We start from the raw sequence: 23,648 nt of genomic DNA on the forward strand, positions 1-23,648 counted from the left end.
GATGATGTAAGCGGTCAAGGTGCCGTGTGGGCCAATCCGTTACGCCACCGCGCCCCCGGTCGGAGCCACCAGACGTTGCACTCGTGGCCATGGCCTAGCGCGCCGCCGCACATGGGGCCGCTGTAGTCGTAGTCAGACGGTTTTCCGTGTGCCGCTCGATAACGCTCGTTGCAGGCGTCAGAGCAGTCTTGGTGTGTGTCAGTGTCGGTCGGCATTTGCCAGCCTTTCCGTGAGCCTTGTCTGCCATCCAATGCGATCTGGGCGGCGTCCACCTCAGTAATCGCATCCGGCGACCGATCCAAGCTGACCGGTCACGGTGTTGAGGCGGACCCGACCCGGGAATCCGGTCACCCAGCCCAGGTTGATCCCGCATGCGGTCGCAATGGCGTTGACGGCTTCCTCGTGGGTCGCGTAGTTCCCGACCACGGTGTACGAGATCCCGGTCGTGTCGTGGTTGTCGACCATCGCCACGAACAGTTTCGACGCCGTCATCTCTTGCACCTTGCCGAGCGCCTTTCCGGTGCCAGCCCTGACCCGGGTCTCGGTGGCGTTTAACGGTTCCGTGTGGTACGGCATGTTCGGTCTCCTGTCTGGCATCCAACGCGACCACCCGCAAAGCGAGGGGCCACGCAAGAGGTCAGGCGGCGTATTCCTCGGCCTTTTCCGCGGCGTACTGGCAGTGCGCGTATTCGCAGAACTTGAACGGCCCTGTGTGCAGTTCATCATGCAAATCACGGACGAAGTGGACCAATGCGCGTACGTCGTCGCACACGGCGCCGTAGTCGCTCTGCATCGCCTTAAGCTCCTCGCGACGTTCTTCTTTGCCAGGCTTGTCATCGCCTAACCACTCGCGATAACCGCGCATTGCGGGACCGTACTCGTCTTGGCTCATTTTCAACTCTCGGTCTAGTCGTGATTTAGAAGTGCCTTGCTACTCGTCCTCATACTCCGCACCGAGGGTGGCGCTCTCGAGCAAATACGGCGACCTCCCGTTTATGTGATCCAGAAACGAACCCGACCGGTGGCGCACTCTGGACAGGCGATCGTGCCGTCTCCGCGAAAATAATGCATGGCGTCCTGGTAGTACCAGTCCTTCTCGGCCTTTCGGTTGTGCGGTACGAATCGGGACTGGCCTCCGATGCCAATCCATCGTCGGCCACAACTAGTGCAGGTCGCGCGACACGTGGAAGCGTCCAGGCCACGCACCTGTTCGACCTTGTCTTGATACCAAGACTCGGGCGGATGGCCGGCCGGTGAGGGGTCCACCTCGGCGACCGTGAGTGGGGTCGCTGTGCCGTTGAATTCGCCGACTTCAGCAAGGACGTACAGTCCGGTCCGGACGATCGGGAGCGTGCCGGTGACACGCGATGGATCGGCGATAAACGGTACGTCATAATGATGGTCCCGCTTGGGTTGACGCATCTCGACCGGCAGAATCGGCCGGGCGACCGTGAACAAGGTAAGGGCTCGATGGTCGGATGCGTAGCTGCGGCCATCGTCGTGCCATAGCCACTCGTACGTACAGGCTTGACAATCAAGCCGCATCGTCCGGATCCGCCGCTGGAACGGCCCGGTCTCTTGAAGAGGCACGAGACAACCGGGGGCTTTCTCACCTGTGAGCAACTGTTTAAGCGACGCGCCTGGCGTCGGGTCCACGACGAGGAACAGCCAATGCCCGGGCGCGTCCCACGTCAGAACGGCTCGCATCGCTTGCGCGGCAGCCGTGTCGGTCCGGCCGATCTTCTTCAAGGTGTGCCGAAGTGTTGCGGCGGCATCGACATAAAGCCGATCTGGCGCGGCAATCGGTCGGTGAATCGATCGATACATCATCGTCTCGTTTCTGGTTGAGGCGGGCGCACCTGAAAATCATTGGGCGCCCGCCTTGACGTGGCGATTACGCGAGGGAGCACTGCGGGGTGGCGCTCTCTGGCCTGGCCGGGACTAGCTGAGCCGGTCGTTCAGCTTTCCAGCCGGAAGGCTGTGGCCAGGTCGCGGCTGGACTCTGACGACCCCTCGGTCGTACATCGGCGCGTAGCTGTTGATTGCTTCAGCAGCGGTGATCGCCTGGTCGAGAACGGCCGCGGCCTCGTCGTACGTCTCATACGGACCAGCCAAGAGCGCAGTACGTGCGCCGCTGCGAAGTCCGGCGTAGAAGCCGATGATCGTGTCGTGAGTGCTGGCTGTTTCCGGGATGTTGGTAGTCATCGCATATTCCTCAGTGGTCGAATTTCGTTTTGGGTGGCGCTCTCACAGTCGCGGGTCGAAAATGTGCAGGCTGCCGTCACATTCGACGGTGGTAATGTCGCCACCGAGTTCCAAGTCGCGCGCGAACGCGGCTACGTCCAGGTAGCTTTCTGAGATTCCGGCATCAGCCATTGCCGCGTACCAACCCATGTCATCGGCGAGGGTTTCGGCGTAGTCTTTGACGCTGTCGAAGGTGCCGAGGTACGCGTCTTGGAATGAGTCGAGGTCGTCCTCGAGGTTGATGCGGTCGCGGGTGGTGACCCATGCGGCGAACGCCGGGCCGTGTTCGGCGATGCCGCGCGCTATGCCCGCTACGGTCGCGATGTCTTCATACTCGCCGAGGGTGACCGGTCCGAATCCCTCGTAATCGTGGATGGCGTACTCTTCTCGCCGGACGTTGCCGCCGGTGTCTTCGTCGGCAAGCATGGACTTGATTTCAAGGTGGATGTCTTCCGGATCCTGTGTGGCGTCAATCCAGACGCCACGCAGTCGGCCGGCGACGTAGGCGGCAAGATCGGCAACGTAGATCTGCGGGCTATCAGCGGACATTGTCAACACCTGCAAAAGAGTCGATACGGCGGAATGGTCAGACGGGGTCAGGTCGCTACTCCGGTTAGCTGATCAGGAAGCCGACCCGGCCGGTGCTGCAGTGCGGACACGTGATGCAGTCGTCAACGTCGAAACCGTCGGCGTCATCGAAGTCCCAGGGCGCGGCATCGTATCCCCAGTCAGGCACGAAGTGCCAGGATCCAGATTCAGCTGCCCACCGCATGCCGCACGTGTCGCATTCGGCCATACAGTGCGACGCAAGGAAGCCCTCGACTTCTGCGGCATGGCAACCAAAATCGTCACTGATGCCGTTTACGTTTCCAAGACAGGAGACTCCGACGGTGCGCATCCGGTAGTCGCCTTCCTCACCGATGAGGTACCACCCCGCAGGGACAGGGTCGAGTTGTTCGGTGATCCGCCAGCTGGACGCGTACGTCCATCCGGACGGTTTGATGTAGTCCGGCATGGTGTATCGCACCTCGACCGGGATCACTGTCTGTGGAACCCGAACGATGGTCAACGCCCGACCGTCCGACAAATACGTGTCGTTTGACGTTTCGTACCACTCCGTACGCACATCCGTGAGGATGCCGAGCTTCTCCAGCTCGAACAGTCGCGACCCACGGTCGGGATACTTGCCGACCGATGGAAGGTCGGTGTTCCACGGTTCGAAGTCTTCCAGCTGGATCCGATGCAGGAGCGGGAGAATAAACAGCGAGTCCGTGGGGTAGCACTCCAGGACTTCGGAAAATGCCGCGCTCGCGTCTGCGTCCGTTTCGAATGCTTCCAGTACGGCGCGCACGGTGTCGGCGCTGTCCACGGTGATGCTGAACTGTTCCACTTGCGGGAAGTGGAGATCGGTAGACATACGAGTCTCCCAGGGTTCCGGGTAGGTGGGTGATTGTCGAGCGACCGTCATTTGCGGTTTCCGGTCGCTCGAACAATGAAAAAGCTACCGACCTCAAAACCAGGTGCCAAGACTTTCCGGCTCGTAATTTTGTGCCATGACCCTTGGCTCAGCGTAATGGAAAACAATTCGCGGCGGAACGCCTTGGCACTGTCACGCAGTCGTCGTAAAATGGAATCACGCTCGCGCGGGATTCCTATTTTGAGCGTCCGCGCACACGAATGGATCCATCCCCGCCGGCGCGAACCAGGCTGCGGGCTAGCCGGCCGGACGCGCCGGCGCAGATGTAGGAGTGCCGCAAGCGTGGGCGATGAGCGGACGGGAACGGAGTCTGCAGCGTGGGGATGAAACCCGTCCGTGAACGGGTTTCACACCGCGCCGCGGGCTTCGTTCCCGTCTGGTCGTAGACCAGTCAGGGCAGCCGCCCGCGCTGTACGCGGCCGGTGACCTGGGGAAATACGAGTGAGCGGGTAGCGTGTTCCGTGGCTACCCAGTGAGCTACCCAACGCGCCACTGAATGAGCGGGTTTACCAGCTGGTGAAGTCGCCGTCCCATCCGCCCAGTAGACCGTTCATATCATTCATGGGGTCCAGGGTCGCGGACGCGGCGTTGGGGTCGTCTGAGAGATCGTCGACCGCAAGCAGATTTGCAGCCAACGGTACGTAGAGACGTTCCCGTTCCGAGGGGGAAATCCCGGTCCTTTCACGCGCCGTTTTTCGCAGCTGCTCGGCGCGTCCGGGCACTGGCGGGATCGGCGGCAACGTACGCAGCGTGACCGGTGGTAATGGCCGTGCGTGCGCGATCGCGCGTAATGCGATCGTGTACGCGTCCATTCGTCGCAGATCAATCTCGTCCAGGAATGGCCGAACGTGCCTCGCCATTTCGGCGGCGTCTTTCTGTTCCAGAGTGAAGAATATCTTGTTGCGCGCGTTTCCGTCTACCGCTGCTTGCATATTCTCGGTGAATTGGTCGATCAATTGGTGGGCGATGACGAGGGACACGTGGAATCCGCGCATTTGTGCGAGCGCGTCGTCCACGCCGATGGGTAAGTGCAGGAAATTTTGCGCCTCGTCCAGGATCAGGGTCGCGTCCAGCCGAGCGGATTCGGATTGTCGCGCCCGGCCGCCGGCGGCCTGCAGCAGACCGGTCAGCAGCATCGAGCCGACTAGACGGGCGGTGTCGGCGCCGATGTCGTCGGTCGGTAGGCGCGCGAGCAGGATGCCACCATCCAGGATCTCGTCGAAGGAGAACGTCGTACGCGGGAGCCCGAACAGTCCGGCCGGCAGGGGGTGGCCAAGGACAGCGCGGAGTTTGGCCTGAAGCGGCGCGGCGAGCGTCAACCGCGCTCCGGGCGGGAGCTGGTCCCACATGTTCCAGAATTCGCCGAGGGTGCTCTCGCGCGGGCCGAGACGGGTGCGGACGGCCCGGACCTGACCGCGTCGCCAGACGTGGTCGGACAGCAGCCGGGACATCTGGCCGAGGGTGCCGCCGTCGGCGTGGGCGAGCGTCAGGGCGGCGTGGTAGGCGATGTCGCCGGAGCGGTGGCCCCACCAGCGGTGCCAGAGTTTGGCCATCACGGCGGTCGTCGCGCCGGCGGCCCGGTACGCCGATCCGCCCGCCACTGTCAGGTCGAGCAGGTTGATAGCCGGCAGCGCGGCCTCGTCGTCCGGGTCGATCAGCACCAGCCGGTCCCCGCAGGAGGCCGGCAGGCGATCCAAAATGTCGCGCACCAGGTCCCCTTTTGGGTCCAGCACGGCGATTCCGCGGCCAGCGTCAGCCTCTTGCAGGGCCAGATTCGCTAGCAGCGTGGACTTTCCGACGCCAGTCGGGCCCAGGACGTGGAGGTGATGACGGGCATCGGCCTGCGAGATCCCGGCCGCCACGCGGCGGCCGATCGTGGTGTGGCCGAGCACTTTCCCAGCTGGACCTCGGCGCTGCTGTGGCGGTACGAGGTGCAGCCGGCGACGATCCGATGGCGCCTGCTCGCCGGTCTCGGCGGTCGCCAAGCGAGGGCGTGGAATGGCCGGGCGCGGGCTCGGCGCAGGATCGGGCGCGGGATCATCGGTCACGGGATCGTTGGTCCTTCCTTCTCCGCGTTGACCCGGCCACCGGCCGCTTCCGTCGGGTCGCTCCACGTCCCGGCCGCCGGGCTCCATAGGCCGGTGGTAGCCGGCCGATGCCGCCCGGACGCGGTCGGCATTCCATAGAGGGCCGGTTCAGTGGGGATCGGGGTGAGCGCGGCGGTTTCGGCCGCGGTCGCCAGAATCGCCCACCGGCCGGGCGCCGGCCGGCGAGCAGTCGCGCGTGCCGCGGGCCACCACGGGATCGGGATCACGGCGTGCGTGAGCGCCGCGTAGCCGCGGCTGATGTCCGCGACGAACGTCGATGCCGTTCCACGACTCCGCGCGGCGACCGTCGTCCGGATGTCGACGAGAAAATGCGGCGCCGCAGCGAGTTTCGCCCGCGCCGTACGCACCAGCGCCGGATCGACCACCGCCGCGCCACCAGCGGCGTGGTCGTCGCCAGCTCGTCCGCGGGCAGCGTCGCGGGCCGGGCCAGGACTGAGCAGGTCGATGACCACCTCGACCGCGAGCTGCAGCATGATCAGCGGCACCCTCCCGACCGCGCCCAGCAGCGGCGTACCGGCTCGTTCTCCCGCGGCAGCGGCGCGTAGAGCGTTCAACCTGCTCGTGGTCGGCCGGGCTACGACGAGTTGAAGTACGGCGACGCCGGAATGGCCGGCGGTGGTAAGCGCGTCCAAGACCGCGTGCGCGTCCTCAATACGAGCCGGCTGCCGGCCTGGCATGGCCGCGGGGTCAAGGCGAGTGTCATCACGGACGGCATCGAAACCGGATTCCCGATATCGCAACCGCCGCCCGACCACCTGGCGGCCGGTCGGCAGATCCGGCGGATCGGTGACACGAACGTGTGCGCCCGGCCAGGCCCGTACGATCGCCCGCATCGTCGGCTCGACATGGACCGCCGGCGGCAGCCACAGGCCACACCGCACCTGATCCCCGTACGCCCACAACTCCACCACCAGATGCCCGGGACGCAAACGCCACCACCGCGCGGCGGGAAGAATTCCCCCGAGCAGACGCCAAAGTCCGGTCACCTGCCGGGCACCGAGCCCTTCCGGGAAGGTGATCTGTACCCACCGAGCGCGCCGCCGCGCGCGGCCGGCCGCCAGGGCGCGAACGATTGTCCACAGCAGCGCACCGGCCACCACCAGGACGGCCACAGGCCACAGCACGCGAAGGTCGATTTCCGCCGGCGACCAGCCACAGGTCACGGCCTGCCCGGTCGCCATCGCCTCCATCCATGCGCGGACGCAATCAAACGGTGACAACGGTGCGACAACAACCGTCCACATGAGACGACCCTGCTTTCGGGAAAGGCAGCAACGGCTGAGAAGAAGGCGGCAAACCGCGCACCTCACATCGGCCCGCCGCCGGGACCTATGCCGACGGCCTGGTGGTCGAGCGATGCAGCGGTGAGCGAAGACCGCCCCTGGTGCCGGTTCGGCGAGAACCGTCGCGACGTCCGTGCGGTGTCCCGAAACGGTGGTCGGTGGCCGTGGCCAGGAGGGAGCCGAGCAGCTCGGTACGCCAGCGCAGCGCGTACCGGACGCAGTTGGCGCAACTGGCGTGCCCGCGACAACCCGTCAACGGTGGCCGGCGACGAGCAGACAGAGACCAGGCGAGACTGTCGCTGCTTGCGAGTTCATGGCCGTACCGCGCGAGGCCGGTGGTCTTGACGCCGAATCCGTGCAACCGGACCGTCGGTATCCGCGTACGGATGGCGTCGAAGATCGCGGCGGCCTCCGTGGTGCCTTGCCGGCGGCAGACCGATCCGACACCAACGACCGGGACGGCAGTCAGGTTCACGCCGGCGTCTTCGTACCGTTGGATGCAGTCCAGGTAGTCGCTGGCCGCCCAGCCTTGTAGTACGGGGATGAACGGCAGGTCCGGCGCGAGTTCACTGAGTTGGAGGTAGTTGGCCACGGTACGGCGTTGGTGCTCTGCGACCGTCAAACCGGTGGCCGCGAGGACCTGCGGTTCGACCATCCAGTCCTGCGGCGCGGCCCATTGCAGCTTCCCGATGTCGGCGGCGTAGCGGCGAACTCGGTCGGCGTACGCGCGTGGGCTGACCTGGTGCCAGCCGCCGTAGGTAGACAGTTCCGTGAACCCGCCGGAGTCCAACGCCCATGGCCCGGCCGCGACCGGGAGAGTCCGGTAGCGGCGCAGCCGCCGGTCGGAAACGAACAACGGCACGGTGAGAGTGCGCAGCCAGTGCGGATGATGCGTTCCCAGGTAGAACCTCATCCGCGCCGGATCCGATACTCGACCACGGTCGCCAGCACCCGCTGCCCCAAGTCCAGAACAAGCGCGGCCGTGATCGCACCGAGCGCCTTGCCGAGCAGTTGACCTGGCAGCAGATTCCAGGTTCCAAACGCAGCCCCGACAAACACAACGCTGTCGACGACGCCGCCCGTCGCGACGGCGAGCAGTGCACCGATCGTGCGCCGGCGGCCGGCCAGCCGTGCGTACACGGCGAAGGCTGCTCCTTCGGCGAGGACGAACGCTGCGGCGCTGGCGGTGGCGATGGTCGGTCCGGCGGTCGCGTACGACAACGCAGCGCCGGCGGCCATGACCGTCCAGGTGCCACAGGTGCCGAATGCGCGCTGGACGAGATTGCGCAGCACCAGCAGGACGCCGACGGCGTAGACGCCGGCGGGCGCGGTCAACCCGAACCCGATCGGCACCGCCCCGCACCAAGCGGTGAGGGAATTGGCTGCCACGACCGCCGCGGCATATCCGACCGCGGCAACGACACCGCTGCTCGTACGGATCCGGGCGGTCGATGCACCGGCAGCTGGCAGGGCGGCGTACGAAGGCATGGCGGTGGTCTCCACAGGTGGGCGTGACGACCCGTGGGATGGGTCCACGAGGCAGGCGGCGGGGATAGGGGGACTGGCTGGCTACACGGAGATCGGTGGTGGTGTCGCGCATGGGTCTGCGCCACCACCGATCGACTGGGGACTGCGACGACTCAGCGGATGTAGGAAAATCCGGGGAACCTCGGGAAGCCGATCCACGGCAGATACGCGCCGAGCGCCAGATACGGCAGCAGTCGGATAACCAGGAAGAACCCGACGGCCAGCAGCACGACGGTGGTGATGGTGCCGGCCACAGCCGCAAGGACGTACCAGCCGCTGTAGGGATCGCGCGACGGCGAGGACGGGGCGGGAGTGGTCGACGGCTGCGGCGTCGTCGGGAGAGACGAGATGGGAGTGGTGGGCATGGCGGATTCCTCTCTCAGCGGGGCCGACGGATGGTCGGTGGCACTGACGGTTGGTCGGGATTCCTGAACTCCGGGTCAGTCCGGATGACGGCCTGTTCCTCGGGCGAGGCGAGGGCGTGGACGCCGACGCGGTGGCGCCCGGCGATCAGGAGCGCGTGGCCGCGTTGGGCGGTGGCCAGGAAGCTGCGTTCGCCGGCAGTCAGCCGAAACGCGGCGGTGATGGCGTCCAGCGCCTGGGGCGCCTGCCCGAGCAGGACGTGCGTGGACGCGTTGTTGAGGACGGCCTTGCCGAGATCGGACTGCAACACGTCGTCCACGTCCTGAGTGGTGACGGTCAGTGCCCCGTTGTTCTTGCGAATGGATTTCGCCAGGCGGTACAGGAATTGGGCGCCGTGGCCGTCGCGGAGCAAGGTCCAGGCTTCGTCGACGTACACCAGGTGCCGCCGGCCACGCTGCCGGTCGGTGATGGTGCGCCAGACCGCGTCCAGCACTAGCAGGGTGCCGGCGGCATGCAGCTCGGGCGGCAGCCGGCGCAGCGAGTAGACGGTCAGATGCCCGCCGGCGCGCGCGGTGGTCGGGCCGGCGAACAGCATCGAATGGCTGCCGGTGACGTACGGCGCGAGCCGTTCGGCCAACTCGGCGCCGATGTCGCCGACCGCGCCGCCCTGCTCGCGCAGGGCGGTGGCGAGGTCGGCCATCAGCGGCGCGGGGCGGCGCCAGGTGCGCGGGTCGCTGTTGATCCCGGCCGCCCGGTAGGTGGCCATGATCGCCGTGTCGAGAACGGCGGACTCGGCGGCCGTCAAGGGCTGGCGCAGCAGGGTGTTGATCAGGGTGTGCAGGAACAGCACCTGTTCGGTCAACCCGTCGGTGTCCGGTGTCGGTGCGGGGAGATCGAACGGGTTGAGGTGCACGCCGCGCTGTCCGAGCGCGATGGTGATGCCGCCGACCATGCCGGCGAGGTCGACGTACTCGTCCTCCGGGTCGATGACGGTGGCATCGGCGTCCTGATACAGGTGCCGCAACAAATCCAGCTTGGTCAGGTAGGACTTGCCGGCGCCGCTGCGACCGAGGACGACCATGTTGGCGTTGTCCTGCCGCCACCGGTCCCACACCACGACACCCGGCGAGGACAGGTTTGTGCCGTACAGCACCCCATGGCCGAGGTCGGTCGGCCGGGTCGGATCCGGCGCCGGCAGGTCCGGCGACGTGAACGGCATCGCCGATGCCAACGCGGACGTGTCCATCGTGCGGGTCAGACGGAGGTGGTCGACCGCGACCGGGAGGGTAGAGGTCCAACCGGCCAGAGCACGCCACGTGGTGGGAGTGGCGCGCAGCAGGAGGGACTCGGCCAGCGCGGTCACCTCGGCCACGTCCTGTTCCAGCTGCTCGACGGTGGTCGCATGGACGGTGAGGTAGAGGCCGAGCCGGAACAGCCGATCCTGACCGCGGGCGAGCCGGTGAGCGAGGTCAGCGGCGTCAGTGGCGGCGGCCTCGATCTCGGGATCGTCGAGGTGCCCGTGGTCAGCGGCATAGCGCCGGTTGGCTTCGAACTTCTCCCGCTGTTTCTTCAGTTGACGCGCGGCGGTGGCCGCATCGATCGGGTCGATGTGCAGCGTCACGTCCAGGTGGGCGGGAAACGCGGCCAGTGGCTCCAGCCAGCCGGCGCCGACCTCCGCGGGATAGCCCGTGACCGCGAGCACGGCGGCATATCCGTGGCCGGCGCGCACATGCCGGGCGGCGACAGTAATCCCGTCCGGCGCGAGCCGACCCCCTGCCTCTTCCCCGGCCTTTGAGGCGTCGTCGATCGTGTTGCTGGCCAGGCGTCGGCCATGTAGTAGCAGGTCGCGCAGCATCACGGGCTCACCTCCTGTAAGCCGCCGGAGGCGACGCGCACGCCGCTGGCCCGGTTGCGGCGGTGATGATGGCGTCGGCACTCGCGTATCCAGCGCTGTTGTCGGTCCCGTCCTGGTACGGCCGGTAGGGGTCGGCGGCCTCGGCGATCACCCGCGCCGCCCGCGCTCCGTCCAATACCTGGGCGGTGACTTCGCACCCGGCCAGCGCGCTGGCAGTGCGGGCGGCGGTGTGCGTGACACGGGCGGCGGCGGCCGGACCGGTGCCTGGTTGGCGAACGGCGACCAGGACGCCGCGGTGCAGTAACTCGTGCCGCTGCGCCAACTCCCGGACGAACGTGGCGTGGCCACGCGCCGCGGCCTCCAACGCCGGGTGCGCGAGCGCCGGCGCGGTGGCCTCGATGCGGTCGGCGACACCGGCCAGGTCGAGCCGGTGGGTACGCACCACGATCTGCGCTGGCGCGTCGAGCGCGTTCAGCCAGCCGGCGAACCCGGCCACCAACCCGTCCTGCTCGGCCGCGGTGCGCAGCTGGAAGTTGACGGTGGATGCGGCGGTGATGATCGCGTACCCGTCGCGGCCGAGATCGATCACGCCGGCGTCGGCGACATCTCGTACCGGCATCCGCAGTAGCCCGGCAGCTGCCGGCCGTACGCCTGCCGAGTCAGAGTGTTGGGCGACATTCACCCAGCCCGGCGCTGCTTCCGAGGGCGTGCTGCCCGCCGGGGTGAGATGGCGACGCCGCAGCCGGTGTCGGGCGGCTGCCAGCAGCCACTGGTCCAGGGTCAGGCCGTCGCGGCGACCGACGACCAGCGCGAGAGCGGCGGCGCCGGCGGGAAGTGTGATCCCACCGAGTAGCCACATCGGCAGGTGCCTGGAGGCGAGCATCCATAGCCCCCACAGCCCCATCCCGGCGATCGCCAGGACCGCGAGTTGGCGGCCGGTCAGTCCGAACATGAGCGTGTCGGGGCGGTCCACATCGGCTGGAAGGCGGGTGCTGCCGTACGGGTCGGGTTGGCTCATCGGTGGTCACCTCCCGGAAGGGCTCGTGGGCGGATCGGATGGGGGCGGGTCGGGGTTGTAGGCGGCGGGTGGTCCGGTGGGACGGGTGGCCCGTCGCCGGGCTGGCGTGGGTGGTGGGGCGTCGGAGAACACCGGTGGTGCGGCGTATCCGGGCCGGGGCGGCGGCGAGACCTGCCGCGCTGGCGAATCACTGAAGCGTGGCGCCGTCGGGCTCGTCTTCGCGTGCGCCGGTCCCGGCGCCTGGGGAAGCGGAGGGGCGGAGCTGAACACCGGTGGCGCCGGTCGCCGTCCGTTGGTCGTCGAGGAGGCCCGCGAGGCCGATGGTGTCGAACCTGGGCGGCTCGGGCCGCTGGAGAACGTGGGCGCGGTCGGTCGTGTCGATGCGACCCGAGGCTTCGTCGACTGCCCGGAGGTTCCCCCTGCGGCGTGGCTGAAGGTGGCTGCGGTCGGCGTGCCTTGCGGTGCCGACAACGGCACCTGGCCGATCGGAGCCGACGAGAACGTCGCAGGCGTCGGCGGGCCGGCCGGCCGTGCTGCACCAGCCGCGACTCCCGCTGAACGGGTCCGTCCGCCGGCTCGGTCGGTGCGAGCGGTCGCGCGTTTCCCTGCGGCGCCGGCACTGGTGGCGCGGGCAGCGCGCGCGGTGCTGGCGCCTGCTCGGCCGGCCCGCTTCGCTCCGGCGGCTTTTGCGCCGTACCTGGTGATCCCGAGGGCGCCGAGGGTTTTGGCGATGATGAGGGTTTTCACGATCCCCACGAGCCGGGAGCGGCGGTGGCCGGCACCGTGGAATGCGGCGCGTTGGGCCCAGAACGGCATCTTGATCAGTACCCACAGCAGGCAGGCGGCGACGAGTGCGTTGACCCACCCCGCAGTTGAGGCCGGCAGCCCGAAGACGGTCCCGCCGGCCGGGGACAAATACACCCGCAGGAACACCACCAGGCACAGCGCTTGGCCGAGTTGCGTGGCCAGGCAAGCGGCGAAGACGCGCCACCAGGTGGCGGCGATCTTCTCGGTCTGCGGTAGCGCGTGGCAGGCCAGCGCCAACGGTGCGGCGATGGTGAGCAGCATGATGGCGACCATCCGCACGATGAACGTCACCAGCACCAACAGGGCCATGATCAACAGGGCGAGTTGGAGGAACCCGCCGAGGGTGCCGAGGCCGCTGAAGCCTTGGAGTTGGTTGCCGATTATTTGCTTGAGCGCGGCGGTGGCGGCGGCCGGATTCACGCCTTGTCCGGCGATGGCGGCGGTCAGTTCGTTGGCGAAACCTATGGCGGTGGAGATGAGGGTGGCGGAGATGTTGGCGGTCACGAAGCCGAGCACGAGGCGGGGCGCGATTTCGCGTATACCGATCCGGGATTGCACGCTCTCGCGGGTCATGATGAGGAGGCCGCCGATGATGATCAGCAGGCCGTAGGCGAGATTGGCTGCGATCCGACTGGCATCCCACAACTCGTGGACCCGTGGCTGCAGGGTTGGGTCTGGTGTAGCCAAGGCGGTCTGGCCCAGCACGGTCAGCAGCGGGGTGAGTGCTGGGCCGATGATGCTGGCCATCCACCCGGCGATCGCGTCGGTGATCCAGCTGGTCACCGGGTTGTGTCCGGGGTCCTGCGGGGGTTCGTCAGTCGGTGTCGGTGTCGGAGTGGGGCGACGTGGCGGCGGGGTGGTGGTTTGACAGGCCGGTGGTGGAATCGTCGGGCCGCACGCTGATCCGCCCGGCGCCGAGACTGACGGACTCGGCGCCGGCGGGTCTGGCGGGCAGGTCTGCACCGGTGGCAGGCACGGCGCGGCGGATGCCGGTCGAGATGGCATCATCCCCACCACCAGCCCGGCGACCACAACCACGCCGGCGAGGGTCACCAGTACGACCAGCGCGACCCTCGCGGTGATGGCAAGAGTGCGCAGCCGGGGGCGGTACGCGCGGCCGGGACCGACGGCGGGGACGGCGGCCATCAGCTCACGAATCCCTGCACGATGGTGAGCACCAGCGGCGCCGACATGGTGAGCATGAACCCGATGCAGGCGTCGCGCATGGTGCGTTTGCCGAGATCTTTCTGCCCGACGCCAGAGGCCGAATACAGCAACGCGCCGTACACGAACATGGCGCCCCAGACTCCGACGGCAAGGCCGATGAGCCACACCTTGATGCGGACGATGACTGCGGCCACCGAGGGCGCGGCGGCCAGCGGTTGCCCGACGGTGGCGGCGAGAACCGGCGTAGCTGCCAAGGCCACCACCGCCACAGCGATGGCCGCGACCACCGTCGCTCGGAGGGCACGACGACCGCGCCGCGGTGCCGCGCGGGTGGGTATACGCCGTGGTGTCGAAGGCGGCATCGCCGACCGGATCGTGGAGGGAGACTGGGGCGCGAGAGTGGGTGGGGTGGGGGCGGCGCAGGGCATGGTCACCTACCGGCGGTCGACAGCGGCGCGAAGCGGGCCAGGAGCGCGCCGGCTCACCCGGCCCGAGTCGTATCGAGCGGCGGCGTGGCGCGAGTGGTTGGAGGTCCCCGAAGACCGGAGCGATCAGGCCGCGTCCGGCCTCCGGGGAGTAGGGGCGGCATCCGCATCGCCGTACGGGTGGGCGGATGTTCCCCTCACCCATACGAATGCGTCCGAAATCGCGAAAATGGCGAAGCGGCCCTCGCGACTGGGTGGTCACAGGTCGCCGTTTCGGATCGCCGCGACCAGTCGCGCCTCCGCTGTCTCCCGCCTCGACGCCAACGTGCGGCGGTTGATTCGCTGCTCCTTCGCGACCGTGGTGACGTGGTCGCCACCCAGCCGCGTCCGACTGATCAGCTCCGCTTCGTCGGCGGTGATGACCCCCGCTTGCACCGCGCGGATCAGCACCAGGTCGGGGTGTCCCCACGGCAGCTGCGGGCTGGCTGAGGCCGGCAGATCAGCGCGCCGATGCGCGTGCTGTTGATCCCGGGTCTTGGCCCGCAGCGCCCGCTGGAAGGCGCGCCAACACAGCCGGCCACACAGATCTCCTGCATCGGGATCGATCGATCGCAGATGCTCGACGAACCCGGCGACCAGCTCGGCATCCAGGTCGGCGGTCGAGCCTTGATGGCCACGTGCGAGTCCCGCCGCCATCGTTCGCAAGCCCGGCAGCGCCAACCCGGCAGCGCCGAGCATCCACTGCGGATCCCCGGTCTGCGCGGACCGAACGACGCGCTCCCACACCGCATCGCGAGCCTCTGGCGAGCAGGACGGGTGAAGCAGGATCGCCAGCATTTCCGTGAGTGGAATCGGCCGCGGCGGCAGCCCAAAACCAACCTCTCGACCGTCGATCGCCAACGGCTGCGGGCCGGCCGTCAAAAGCGTGAACGAGCGGCTGATCTCGTCCAACAACGACGCCGCCGAATTCATCCGGGCGGGCTCGGCGGGAGTGCCGCTGTGGTGCTGCGGATCGGACGTGGGCATGGCGTATCCACCTCGAAAAGGACGGGGACCGCCTCGGCCGGAATGCCGGCTCGTTCAGGCGGTGGTGATCAGGACCCGTCCAGGACGCCACGGCCCCGCGTACGTTCCGCGTACGCGACGAGTAGCCGCCGCGTACGACCGCCTTCGCCGCGAGTACGCCACGAGTACAACCGCGCGTACGCGACCGGCGATCGCCTCGTCATCAGCGCCGGATACCGCGACGCCGACAGCGCGACTGTCCACCACCAGAAACCGTGAAATCGCAGGTCAGCGGGCGCGTACGCGGCGAGTACACCTCCGCGTGGCGGCTCAGGCCGTGCGCGACGGTCCGCGTACACCGTTTCAGCGATTGTGATCGCGACCACAGTTCGGGACGCTCTTCGGCGACGCTGGCATGGCCCGCCGTCGCCATGACCGTTCGCGAAATAGGCCGACGAAATCTCGGTGAGCGCTTCGCCATTTTCGGGCTCAGACACGCATTTGTTGGGTGACGGCATTTCCTCACTCTGATGCGCCCTCGCGCCGACGAAAGCAGGCCGCCATGACCTTCGACTTCGCCTACTCCGCGACCTCAGCCGCGCCCTCCATTGCACCGTCCGCTGCCCCGGTGATGGATCCCGACACCGATGCTGATCCCGCAACGCGGGCGGCGCGTACGCGGTCGGATCGGCCGACGCGGAGTGTGCCGATTCGCATCGGCTGGGCCGAGGAGCTGGTGCGCCTCTACAGTGCGCCCGGCGACCTCGTGGTCAACCTCGACGGGCTGCCCGTCATCGCCGTCGCAGCTAGTCGACTCGGACGCCGCAGCGTCAACCTGGCCGGCAGCGAGGCGCACCTGAACGAGCTGTGCCGGCTGCGCGAAACCGCGCTGATCTTGCCGCGTCGCGCCCTCATGTCGGTCAGCACGGTGCGCCCGGAGAAGACAGCCCGGGTGCTCATCGAATCGCTGGCTCGACCCTCCGGCCGCGCCGCGTTAGCGGTGGCGACCACGGCTCGCGCTAATCCGTACGAGCGGGACGGACTCCTGGACGCGATCCACGCCATCCTGCGCCCCGAAGGACACCTCGCCACGCTCCACCTGCCCGCCGACAATCCCGTCGGACGTCCCGGCCGCGCCATCGGAGCCCGCGCCCCAATTCCGACCGGAACGGTGCTGGCGATCAGCACGCGCCGCCAGCTTGCCGGCCGCCGGTCCAGTTCGCCGCGCGCCGCCTAACTCACCGAGCAACACCTGCGCACCACATCACCAGGTCGTCTCGCCGAGCGCCGTCCGTACGACGTCGCGCGCTCGCCTGGCCGCTGCCGCTGAAGGGAAGATCGCCGTGAGTTTCGCCCTCGTACCCCTGTCCGTCCGCGACGCCCGCGCCTGGCTCGCCGACCCGCCGCAGGCCGGCCATCGGTACCGTGTCCGCCGCCCCAACGATCGGGACGCCACGGTCGCGCTCGCGGTCTTCGCCGTCGCTGACGACCAGCCGTTGCCGCGCCACCGCATCCCACCCGAGGCATCGTTCCACGCGCGTCCGAGCGCCATTGCGATCGCCGCGCCGCTGGCCGGCGCCAGCGACATGGTGACCGTCGAGCTGGCCGATACGTACGTCGATTCCCACCACGCCGCTCTCGTGCTGTACGGCGCGGTTCGACAGGCCGTTCACGCCCTTGGATACCAGCGTCTGGTGGCCCGGATCGGATACCACTCGGCACTGAGGTCGGCCCGTTGGCAGTGGCAGCGCATCGACCTCGACCGGCACCAGGCGACCTACGGGTATCTCGCCCCCGGCCCCGTCCCGTCGCCAGCGGTCGCCACTCTCGCCGAGCACCACATATGGCCGCGCTGGTGGCGGCCTGGTTCCGCCGATGGCCACTATCCGCACCCCGCCGGCGGCGCGAACGACGCCGCGGCGTGACCCACCGACCAGGCGCCACCACCGGTCATGATCGCCGAACCGAATCGGCCATCCCGCGGCCAGCCGGAGGTCCGAGAATCGGATCGTTATGCACCGGTGCGGGTGGCTTGGACATCGGCGTCCAAGCCGTTCTTGGCGGGCAACTCGTCTGGTACGCCGACCCCGACCGCTACGCCACCGCGCTGCTGGCGCGGCGCTTCCCCGACGTGGCGAACCTCGGTGACATCACCACCGTCGACTGGCCCCACGTGCCGCCGGTGGATGTGCTCACCGCCGGCTTCCCGTGCCAGGACACCAGCAACGCCGGCTACCGCACCGGCGTCACCGAAGGGACACGCAGTGGCCTCTGGACCAGCGTCGCCGAGGCGATTCGCCACCTTCGACCACGCCGCGTCGTGCTGGAGAATGTCGCCGCTCTCCGGTCCCGGGGACTCGACCGCCTCCAAGCGGATCTGGCCGCGCTCGGGTACGACACGGCATGGACATGCCTACGCGCATCCGCTGTCGGCGCCGCCCATCACCGCGACCGACTCTTCCTCCTCGCCACCCGCACAACGCCTCCCTACTCAGCCGCCGAATCGCGGTGACAGCGACGCGGCGAGAGGGTCGCTTGGGCCGCTGCGTGGACACGTCGGACACCGGTACCTGCCCACCCCGCAGGCAGTCGATGCGGAGGTGTGTGGCGGCCGATGCGTGACCGAACGGCAGTCGCATCGGCCGCGGCTACAGGTCAATCTGACCGACGTGTGGCGCTGCCACTTCGCACCACCCGCCGTCGAGATCGCGGCGCGCGTCAACGGTGAGAAACCGTGCCTGTGCCGACGCTCCGACCGGACCGGCCAGACTTCCATTCACCGCGAAGACGTTCGCCGTGCCGCCACACGATCCGGGTTGACCGACCTTCGGCAGGACGGTCCGGCACGCACCTTGGCGTACTGGCAACCCGACCGATTCGCGCCGTCCATCTGGGGGCCGTACGAGATCGCCATCCGCCGGTGGGAACACACCATCGGCCGGCCCGCTCCCGACCCGACAGGCCCCGGTCCGAGCGGTATGCCGCGTCTGGCCACCGTCTTCGTCGAATGGCTTATGGGACTGCCGCCCGGCCACATCACTGGCGCCGATCTACCGCGCGCGGCGCAGCTGCGTCTGCTTGGCAACAGCGCCGTTCCCCGTCAGGTCGAGCACGCCCTTCGGATCCTGCTCACCGCCCTCGACGAGCCCCGTTGCGTTGCGAACCACCCTCTGGCCACAGGCGCTGTCTGACCACCGGTTCAACGCCGCCGCGGCGACTGCGCGATCCCAACGACACGGCTGCCGGCGTACCGACTCGATCAGCCACCCGAGTGCGGTCCGTCCTGGCGTGCTCCTTCTCTTCCTCTTTGATCCGCCGCCGTACGGCGGGAAAGTGAGCCTGAACAGTGACCCTCTCGATGCCGCATTGGCAGCGCCCCGGTGTCGCCCTCTACGCCGGCGACGCGCACACAGTGCTCGCCCATCTGCCGGCCGCATCTGTGGATTGCATCGTCACAAGCCCGCCGTACTTCGGCCTCCGCGATTACGGCACCTGCGGCCAGTACGGTCTGGAATCCACCGCCGAGAACTACGTCGCGAACCTGGTTGCGGTCTTCGCTCAAGCGCGTCGCACCCTCTCTGACCGAGGGACGGCATGGATCGTTATCGGCGACGGGTACATCTCCTCGCCGACTGGTCGCGGTGACACCACCCACCGGTATCGCATCCATCCCCACACGCCCTCCGGCGCATCGGCGCGGCGCCCGAAACTGGTCGCGAAAAAGAACCTCATCGGCATCCCGTGGCGGTTGGCGTTGGCGTTGCAGGCCGACGGCTGGTGGCTGCGCAGCGCCACCATCTGGCACAAACCAAACGCTATGCCCGAGTCCGTTATCGACCGGCCGGCGCTGGTCCATGAATACATCCTGATGCTGACCAAACAGCCGCGGTATTACTTCAACCTGGACGCGATCCGCGTTCCGCACGCCGCCCCAACGGTCACCCGTCACCCGGACGATCCGCGGCCCGATGCACGGAGGCGTGGCCACAAATATCGCGCGGACAACCCGCTTCTACCGCCCCGCCACCGATACCACTCGTTCCTGCCTGACCCACGGCAGCCGTACGGACATCCCGGCGGCAGAAACCCCGGCAGCGTCTGGTCCATCCCTTCGCAGTCCAGCCGCGACACCCACTGCGCGCCGTACCCGATCGACATTCCCCGCCGCGCTATCGCCGCCGGCTGCCCACCCGAAGGCGTCGTGCTCGATCCGTTCCATGGCTCGGGCACCACCGGTGTCGCGGCCATCGAATCCGGTCGCCGCTACATCGGCATCGATCTCAATCCCCACTACCTTGAGCTATCTATCAGGCGCCTGATCGACTCGCAGGACGGCAGCGGCACCGCCGGCGCCGACGCTGACGAATACGGCTCCTGACGCAACGCTGACGGGCTAGGCGCACCGCGCCGCACAGAACCTACTCACGCGCGTACACACGCAGACGAGCCCGTCCGCGTCGGCGGATCTTCTGGCCTCCCGGCCAGCGCTTGGCACTCGCTCGCGCATTCCCTCGGAGAGTCTCATGACTAAACCCGTAATCGACCGCGGCCGGATGACGCCGAGTTACGCGGTCCGGCCGTCCCATACGACTCACAAAGCCGGTAAGAAGGCCGGTAACAACGTACGGAGAATGGCAGCTCTCGCCGCCGTGCTTGTCACCTCAGCGGTCACTGTGGCGGTCGCCGCCGGATGCGCGACCAGTGTTCCCGACAAGGTCACGATCACAGGTCACACCCTCAGCAGGGAACAGATCGCGCACCTGATCCAGGACGCCGACTCCACCTTTCGACGCGCTGCCCACGCTGCCGGTGCCGCGATCAATCGATCCTCGCGATGCTTTCTCACCTTCGCCGCGGCAGACCACAGCGAGGCGGGGGACGCGCTACTGTGTGGCCCGGTTCTCATGTACGGAACGGCCCGCAACGACCTGTGGGCGAGGATGCCCGTACGCGTCGTCGGCTCCGGCGACCTTCACCCGGCCGCCCCGGACTTCCCGCCCCGGCCTCGACCGGCCGGGCTCACGCTGGCGCGGCCCGACGGAGCGCAGCCGGACGACGGCGCGAACCTTCCCGCGCCACGTCCACCGTCTGACGAGCCCGGCGACATGAAATACATCAGCGCGGCCGACCTCACCGGTATCCCGATGAAGGCACCGACCGGCGACGGCCTGCTGCTTGGCCCCAGCATCGCCGCGAAGGTCGCCGCCGTTGGCACCGCCGCCGCGTACGGCCGGGGACCCGACGCTCACAGCGCCGCCGCCGGCGAACAATTCCTGTTCCTGCAATGGGCGCCCACACCCGCCTTCGCCACTGTCGTGTCCACCGACACGCCACCCGGGCAGCTCGCCAACCAGCCCCCGCCGACCGTCGGCGGCGCCGTGATCGCCGGTGCCACCCGACACCCATTGCCGACCGTCAACGGCTCCCCCATCCTGGGCGGCGCGACGTTGGTGGTCTCGGTGCCGATCAACACTCCGGCCTACCTGGAAATCAACGACCAAGGCTGCGCGCAACGGCTCAACCTGCGCACCGGCGAGCGCGTCACCGAACCCGAGTTCACGCCGATCTACCGCCGCCGCAACCACGCCATCCTGGGCGACCAGCTGACCGGCGCGCTCACCAACGTCCGCAGCGGCAACACCATCCGCTTCCACCTCACCGCCGCCCAGGCGGCGCTCACACCCTTTGACCGCGACCGCGGATACGCCCCACCCGGATCCACCTGGCTCGCCATCACGATCACCGACTCCAGCACCGATTCCGGCATCGGCATCCCTCAGTTCGCGCCCAACGCGTTCACCATCACAACTGGATCCCAACGCGGCATCGTGGCGCAGCAGGTTACGGTCGGCACCGAACTCGTCCGCCTCCTCGCCCCCGTGCCACCGACGACAACCACCGCCACGTTGACGTGCAGTTGGCGCGGCGCCATCGCCTTCATCGGCACCAGCGCGGCACGACCGTCGCACCCCGCCACCCTCTCCGTCACGATCCCGGCGTGAGGTCGCCATGCCGACGAACATCGACTCACCGGACTCCGGTAAGCCCGACACGGTCGACCTCGACACCATTGACGCCGAAATCGACGAGCACCGTGGGAACGACGCGACAGCACCGGCGCTGAGACTGCTGTCCTTGGGTGCGGGGGTGCAGAGCACGACGCTGCTTCTGTTGTCCTGCCACGGCGATATCCCCCGGTTCGACTACGCGCTGTTCGCCGACACCGGCTGGGAACCGACCGTGGTGTACCGTCACTTGGCCCGGCTGTCCGCGTACGCCGCGCTGCATGGCATCCCGGTCCACCGGGTCACCGCCGGCAACATCCGCGCCGACGCACTCAACCCCGACCGGCGATTCGCCTCGATGCCTTTGCACGTGCGCAATCCCGATGGCTCCAAAGGTCTTGGGCGCCGCCAATGTACGGGGCAATACAAGATTTCGCCGCTGAAAGCGGCGGCCCGCCGGTTGCTTGGGTACCCGCATCCGACGCGGGTGCCGGACGGGGTGTACGCCCAACAGGCGATCGGCATCTCCCTCGATGAAATTCACCGCGCGAAAGACGCGGACGTGCGCTATCTACGCCACGTTTTCCCGCTCCTGGATATGCGGTGGCGACGCGAGGATTGCCGCGCCTACCTCACCGAGCATGGCTTCGGAGATACGCCACGTTCGGCGTGTGTCGGGTGCCCGTTCCACAGCCAGGCCGAATGGCGCCACCTGCGCGACACCGATCCGCAAGGGTGGGCCGACGCGGTGGATTTCGATGCCGCGATCCGGCACGGGCATCCCTCGGCCAACCGTCGCGGACAACCCCTGCGCGGCAGCTACTACCTGCACTCGTCTTGCCGGCCGCTCAGCGAGGCCAACCTCGAGCTCCGACGCGCCGCCCGTGATGGAGCGGAGTCCGAGGGCGGTGGGTGTTCGCCGTGGGGATGCCCGTCCGGCGCCACCGCCGAAGCCGTCGACAACCCCGAGGAGGCGGCGTGAGCGCGGTGTACGAGGATGCGCACGTTGCGCTCTGGCACGGTGATTGCCTCCAACTGCTGCCCGATCTCGAAGCGGATTCGGTGCAAGCGGTGGTGACCGACCCGCCGTACGGGCTCGGGTTCATGGGCAAGGAATGGGACTCCTCCTGGGACGCGTCCCTGCACACCACCAGCTTCCGCGGACGCCACCAACAACCCACCCTGGCCAGCTACCGCGACGGCCGGAACCGGACCTGTCGGGGTTGCGGTCGACGCGAACACGGGAAAGGCCGATGCGCCTGCCGGACGCCGGAATGGAACCGCGCCACCAACGGTGACCTGCGCGCGTACGAAACCTGGTGCCGTGCCTGGGCGTCCGAACTCTTTCGCGTCCTGCGGCCAGGTGGTCATCTGGTCGCCTTCGGCAGCCCGCGGACCTGGCACCGACTCGCCGTCGCGATCGAAGACGCCGGCTTCCAACTCCGGGACAGCATCGCCTGGATGTACGGGCAAGGCTTTCCGAAATCCCTCGACATCCCGCGCGCCCTGCGCACCCACCACGCCGACAGCGCCGACAGCGCCGACAACGCTGGCCAAGAGGCGGCGCGGTGGAAAGGATGGGGAACTGGACTAAAGCCGGCGTTCGAACCCATCCTGGTTGCCCGCAAACCTGTTTGGGGAACCGTCGCGGACACCGTTCGCGCCTACGGCACCGGGCCGATCAACATCGACGCCTGCCGCGTCCACGCCGACGACGCCCACCCACGCGACTACACCGTTCGGCGCCGCAACCCAGGCGCCACCGTCAACGCCACCGGCCGCTGGCAATCAACCGACGAAACGAGCCAGTACGCCGGACGGACAACGGCCGGCCGCTGGCCACCCAACGTCGTCCTCACCCATGCTCCGGACTGCGGTGAGGAAACCTGTGTGCCGGGCTGCCCCGTCGCGATCCTGGACACCGAAAGCGGTACGCGAATCAGCGGCGCCAATCCGATCCGGCGCCACGCGCCGGTCTTCCGACACGTGTATGGCGACTTCACCGGTCAACCCGACTGCAGACCCGCCCGGGGCGCGACCCGAGGCGGAGCATCCAGGTTCTTTCCGGCATTCCATTGGCATCCCAAGGCCGGCCGCCGCGAACGGCCCGCCGTGAACGGCGTTCAGCATCCGACCGTCAAGCCGTTGGACCTCACCCGCTGGCTCATCCGGCTCGTCACCCCCGAGCACGGTGTGCTGCTGGATCCGTTCGCCGGCTCCGGCACCACCTTGGAGGCCGCTCGCGCCGAGAACCGCCGCTGTATCGGCATCGAACAGAACGCCGACTACCTGCCACTGATCCGGAATCGCCTGCGCCGAACCAACGCAACGTCCCCACCCACCGCCCACGCTCGGAAGGAGTAG

The 23,648-nt window shown here is 68.1% G+C and carries 25 protein-coding genes; 8 read left to right on the forward strand and 17 right to left on the reverse strand.

The window, feature by feature from the left end:
• Positions 1-273: 273 nt before the first annotated feature.
• From GNX95_RS30900 to GNX95_RS43910, 17 genes are all read right to left on the reverse strand, one after another.
• A complete protein-coding gene (locus GNX95_RS30900; RefSeq protein WP_163511208.1) occupies positions 274-576 on the reverse strand; it encodes a hypothetical protein in 303 nt (100 codons plus the stop codon).
• A gap of 61 nt (positions 577-637) precedes the next feature.
• A complete protein-coding gene (locus GNX95_RS30905) occupies positions 638-865 on the reverse strand; it encodes a hypothetical protein (protein ID WP_163511209.1) in 228 nt (75 codons plus the stop codon).
• A 128-nt stretch (positions 866-993) separates the two neighbouring features.
• The gene (locus tag GNX95_RS30910; protein ID WP_163511210.1) at positions 994-1,827 is read right to left on the reverse strand and encodes a hypothetical protein; all 834 of its coding nucleotides are present in this window, start codon (positions 1,825-1,827) and stop codon (positions 994-996) included.
• A gap of 114 nt (positions 1,828-1,941) precedes the next feature.
• The gene (locus tag GNX95_RS30915) at positions 1,942-2,205 is read right to left on the reverse strand and encodes a hypothetical protein (protein WP_163511211.1); all 264 of its coding nucleotides are present in this window, start codon (positions 2,203-2,205) and stop codon (positions 1,942-1,944) included.
• A 42-nt stretch (positions 2,206-2,247) separates the two neighbouring features.
• Positions 2,248-2,793 carry an antirestriction protein ArdA gene (locus GNX95_RS30920; protein ID WP_163511212.1) on the reverse strand — a complete coding sequence of 182 codons (546 nt, stop codon included), beginning with the start codon at positions 2,791-2,793 and terminating at the stop codon, positions 2,248-2,250.
• A gap of 64 nt (positions 2,794-2,857) precedes the next feature.
• A complete protein-coding gene (locus GNX95_RS30925; protein WP_163511213.1) occupies positions 2,858-3,661 on the reverse strand; it encodes a hypothetical protein in 804 nt (267 codons plus the stop codon).
• A gap of 566 nt (positions 3,662-4,227) precedes the next feature.
• Entirely contained in the window at positions 4,228-5,613 is a 1,386-nt protein-coding gene (locus tag GNX95_RS30930) for a type IV secretory system conjugative DNA transfer family protein (RefSeq protein WP_163511214.1), read from the reverse strand.
• A 152-nt stretch (positions 5,614-5,765) separates the two neighbouring features.
• Positions 5,766-7,010 (reverse strand): hypothetical protein, encoded by a 1,245-nt coding sequence (locus GNX95_RS30935; RefSeq protein ID WP_163511215.1) that lies wholly within the window; start codon positions 7,008-7,010, stop codon positions 5,766-5,768.
• A 148-nt stretch (positions 7,011-7,158) separates the two neighbouring features.
• Positions 7,159-8,025 (reverse strand): deazapurine DNA modification protein DpdA family protein, encoded by an 867-nt coding sequence (locus GNX95_RS30940; protein ID WP_222854059.1) that lies wholly within the window; start codon positions 8,023-8,025, stop codon positions 7,159-7,161.
• A complete protein-coding gene (locus GNX95_RS30945; RefSeq protein WP_163511216.1) occupies positions 8,022-8,600 on the reverse strand; it encodes a VUT family protein in 579 nt (192 codons plus the stop codon). The genes GNX95_RS30940 and GNX95_RS30945 overlap by 4 nt, the downstream gene beginning before the upstream one ends.
• A 152-nt stretch (positions 8,601-8,752) precedes the next feature.
• Entirely contained in the window at positions 8,753-9,004 is a 252-nt protein-coding gene (locus tag GNX95_RS30950) for a hypothetical protein (RefSeq protein WP_163511217.1), read from the reverse strand.
• Between the two features lie 14 nt (positions 9,005-9,018).
• The gene (locus GNX95_RS30955) at positions 9,019-10,857 is read right to left on the reverse strand and encodes a VirB4 family type IV secretion system protein (protein ID WP_246281873.1); all 1,839 of its coding nucleotides are present in this window, start codon (positions 10,855-10,857) and stop codon (positions 9,019-9,021) included.
• A gap of 7 nt (positions 10,858-10,864) precedes the next feature.
• Positions 10,865-11,875 carry a PrgI family protein gene (locus tag GNX95_RS30960; protein ID WP_163511218.1) on the reverse strand — a complete coding sequence of 337 codons (1,011 nt, stop codon included), beginning with the start codon at positions 11,873-11,875 and terminating at the stop codon, positions 10,865-10,867.
• Between the two features lie 6 nt (positions 11,876-11,881).
• Complete coding sequence (locus tag GNX95_RS30965) at positions 11,882-13,465, reverse strand: TrbL/VirB6 family protein (protein WP_163511219.1); 1,584 nt, start codon at positions 13,463-13,465, stop codon at positions 11,882-11,884.
• A 362-nt stretch (positions 13,466-13,827) separates the two neighbouring features.
• Positions 13,828-14,136, reverse strand: coding sequence for a hypothetical protein (locus GNX95_RS30970; protein WP_163511220.1), 309 nt, complete (start codon positions 14,134-14,136; stop codon positions 13,828-13,830).
• A gap of 396 nt (positions 14,137-14,532) precedes the next feature.
• The gene (locus tag GNX95_RS30975) at positions 14,533-15,300 is read right to left on the reverse strand and encodes a hypothetical protein (protein WP_163511221.1); all 768 of its coding nucleotides are present in this window, start codon (positions 15,298-15,300) and stop codon (positions 14,533-14,535) included.
• A gap of 68 nt (positions 15,301-15,368) precedes the next feature.
• A complete protein-coding gene (locus GNX95_RS43910; RefSeq protein WP_281356976.1) occupies positions 15,369-15,503 on the reverse strand; it encodes a hypothetical protein in 135 nt (44 codons plus the stop codon).
• 338 nt (positions 15,504-15,841) lie between these two features.
• Here GNX95_RS43910 and GNX95_RS30980 point away from each other — a divergent pair, with 338 nt between their 5' ends.
• From GNX95_RS30980 to GNX95_RS31015, 8 genes are all read left to right on the forward strand, one after another.
• Positions 15,842-16,516, forward strand: coding sequence for a hypothetical protein (locus GNX95_RS30980; RefSeq protein ID WP_163511222.1), 675 nt, complete (start codon positions 15,842-15,844; stop codon positions 16,514-16,516).
• A gap of 106 nt (positions 16,517-16,622) precedes the next feature.
• Positions 16,623-17,204, forward strand: coding sequence for a hypothetical protein (locus GNX95_RS30985; RefSeq protein WP_163511223.1), 582 nt, complete (start codon positions 16,623-16,625; stop codon positions 17,202-17,204).
• Positions 17,123-17,791, forward strand: a complete 669-nt coding sequence (locus GNX95_RS30990; RefSeq protein ID WP_163511224.1) for a DNA cytosine methyltransferase — start codon at positions 17,123-17,125, stop codon at positions 17,789-17,791. Before GNX95_RS30985 ends, GNX95_RS30990 begins: the two co-directional genes overlap by 82 nt.
• A gap of 106 nt (positions 17,792-17,897) precedes the next feature.
• The gene (locus GNX95_RS30995; protein WP_163511225.1) at positions 17,898-18,470 is read left to right on the forward strand and encodes a hypothetical protein; all 573 of its coding nucleotides are present in this window, start codon (positions 17,898-17,900) and stop codon (positions 18,468-18,470) included.
• 155 nt (positions 18,471-18,625) lie between these two features.
• Positions 18,626-19,657, forward strand: a complete 1,032-nt coding sequence (locus GNX95_RS31000) for a DNA-methyltransferase (RefSeq protein WP_246281816.1) — start codon at positions 18,626-18,628, stop codon at positions 19,655-19,657.
• Between the two features lie 253 nt (positions 19,658-19,910).
• On the forward strand, positions 19,911-21,281 hold the full coding sequence (locus tag GNX95_RS31005; protein ID WP_163511226.1) for a hypothetical protein: 1,371 nt from the start codon (positions 19,911-19,913) through the stop codon (positions 21,279-21,281).
• A gap of 7 nt (positions 21,282-21,288) precedes the next feature.
• Positions 21,289-22,266 carry an adenine nucleotide alpha hydrolase family protein gene (locus GNX95_RS31010; RefSeq protein WP_246281817.1) on the forward strand — a complete coding sequence of 326 codons (978 nt, stop codon included), beginning with the start codon at positions 21,289-21,291 and terminating at the stop codon, positions 22,264-22,266.
• Entirely contained in the window at positions 22,263-23,648 is a 1,386-nt protein-coding gene (locus GNX95_RS31015; RefSeq protein ID WP_246281818.1) for a DNA-methyltransferase, read from the forward strand. Before GNX95_RS31010 ends, GNX95_RS31015 begins: the two co-directional genes overlap by 4 nt.

It is taken from the genome of Fodinicola acaciae (assembly GCF_010993745.1).
Classification (GTDB): Bacteria; Actinomycetota; Actinomycetes; order Mycobacteriales; family HKI-0501; genus Fodinicola; species Fodinicola acaciae.